Raw genomic sequence first — 1979 nt, 5'->3', positions numbered from 1 at the left:
GTGCGGACCCTGGCGGCCCGCCGGGCCGCCAGGGTCCGCACCGCCCGCTCCGGCTCGGGGTGGACGACGGAGAGGGAGGCGAGGTCGGCGCGGAGCGGATCGAGCGCGGTGTCCACCGCACCTGCCGTCGGCCCTGCCTTCCCCGGCCGCCCGGTCGAGGCGTCGGTGAGCAGTCCCGCCGATTCGAGCCGCCCGAGCAGCGCGTCGAGGCGTCCGTGCGGCAGGCCGAGGGTCCTCGCCTCGGCCCGGAGCAGCTCGGTGCCGCGACTGCCGTCGAGCAGCCCGAGCAGGGTCCCCGTCCCCTGGTCGACCTGATCGAGCACCACCGCGTGCGCGGGAGTCACCCCGAACTGCACGCTGCGAAGACTCCGCCACGCGCGCCGCAGCGCCGGTTTCACCACCGGATGCATTTCCCCCGCCCCGCATTCATGATCGACAGCTTCATGATCGACAACGGCCTTTCGCCGTCAGGGTCGAGAATGCCCCGGTGCCGTGACGGTCGCCGAAAGTTGTCCACAGGCGAGGGGATTAGTCATTCGAATCGTGCGGGGTGTGAGCGGATCGTTGCCGAAACCACTCCGGAGGCGGGACTTCTCCCGCTGACAGCGGGTAACGTCGGGGCCGTGCCCGCCGACCCACAGCGCAGCGTGACCGACAAGCCGCACCGCGGTGCGGGGACGAGTGCGGTCGAGGTCCGCAGAAGCCCGCGACGGAGCAGGACCGTCTCGGCCTACCGCGAGGGCGACCGGACCGTCGTGCTCATCCCGGCCCGGATGTCCGAGGCCGAGGAGCGCCGCTGGGTCGGCGTGATGCTGGACAAACTCGCCGCCCAGGAGAGCCGCAGCGTCCTCGGGGACCGCGAGCTGACCGAGCGGTCCCTGCGGCTGTCCGAGCAGTACTTCGACGGCCGGGCCCGCCCCAGCTCCGTGCGCTGGGTCACCAACCAGAACACCCGCTGGGGCTCCTGCACCCCCTCCGAGGGCAGCATCCGGCTCTCCCACCGGCTCCAGGGCATGCCCGAGTACGTCGTCGACTACGTCCTCCTGCACGAGCTGGCCCATCTGCTCGTCCCCGGACACGGCCCCGGGTTCTGGCGGCTCCTGGAGGCGTATCCCCGCACCGAGCGGGCCCGGGGCTACCTGGAGGGCGTCGTCGCCGCGGATCGCCTTCCGCACCTCCCCGGTGATCGCGAGGAGTGACTCCCTCCGCTCGCGAGGAGACCTCCGTCCGCTCGCGAGGAGTGACCCCGTCCGCTTGCGGGGAGTGATCCCGGAGGCACGTGGGCGTGACCGGGGTTTCCCGATTCCGTACCGAAAACGACCTGCGCTGTCTCAATGTCGCACTCAGCGGCTAGCCTGGCGCGAGCATTCGCCATTCGGGATGGGGGACGGTCGTTACGCATGGCCAGGGAATTCCAACGCGGCCACAAGGCCAAGATCAGTGATCTCACCGCGGGTACCGATCTGTACATCGGTGTGCAGATCGCGGCACCCGGACTGACCTTCGACATCAGCTGTTTCGGACTCGACGCGGACGAGCGGCTCTCCGACGACCGCTACTTCGTCTTCTTCAACCAGCCGAAGACGCCCGAGGAGTCCGTCCAGCTGCTCGGGGCGCAGTCCGGTGACACCGAGTCCTTCCGCGTGACTCTCGACCGTATCCCCGCCAACATCCACAAGCTGTCGTTCACCGCGACCATCGACGGCGCCGGCCAGATGTCGCAGATCGGCCCCGGTCACCTGCGGATCGTGGCGGGCGGCGAGGAGGTCGCCCGGTACGCCTTCACCGGCGCGGAGTTCACCACCGAGCGCGCGGTGATGCTCGGCGACTTCTACCTCAAGGACGTGTGGCGGTTCGCCGCCGTCGGCCAGGGCTTCGACGGTGGCCTCGACGCGCTCCTGCGGAACTTCGGCGGCGAGGTCGCCGAGGAGGAGCCCGCCGCCCAGCAGCAGGCCGCGCCCGGCTTCGCCCCGCCGCCG

At 70.7% G+C, this 1979-nt stretch carries 2 protein-coding genes and 1 pseudogene; 2 read left to right on the top strand and 1 reads right to left on the bottom strand.

From position 1 onward, the window contains the following. Positions 1-410: pseudogene (locus AOK00_RS32920) on the bottom strand (ThiF family adenylyltransferase); the annotation flags it as partial. Between the two features lie 213 nt (positions 411-623). Between AOK00_RS32920 and AOK00_RS32915 the strand changes: the two are divergent. Next, a complete protein-coding gene (locus tag AOK00_RS32915) occupies positions 624-1199 on the top strand; it encodes a M48 metallopeptidase family protein (protein ID WP_055603820.1) in 576 nt (191 codons plus the stop codon). Positions 1200-1400: 201 nt separating this feature from the next. Next, the coding region (locus AOK00_RS32910; protein ID WP_173861703.1) for a TerD family protein at positions 1401-1979 on the top strand (579 nt) is incomplete at its 3' end.

The sequence above is a fragment of the Streptomyces aureus genome (assembly GCF_001418135.1).
In the GTDB taxonomy this organism is placed as follows: domain Bacteria; phylum Actinomycetota; class Actinomycetes; order Streptomycetales; family Streptomycetaceae; genus Streptomyces; species Streptomyces aureus_A.
The sequence above is the reverse complement of the archived record's forward strand: the minus strand, read 5'-3'. Positions and strand labels throughout refer to the sequence as shown.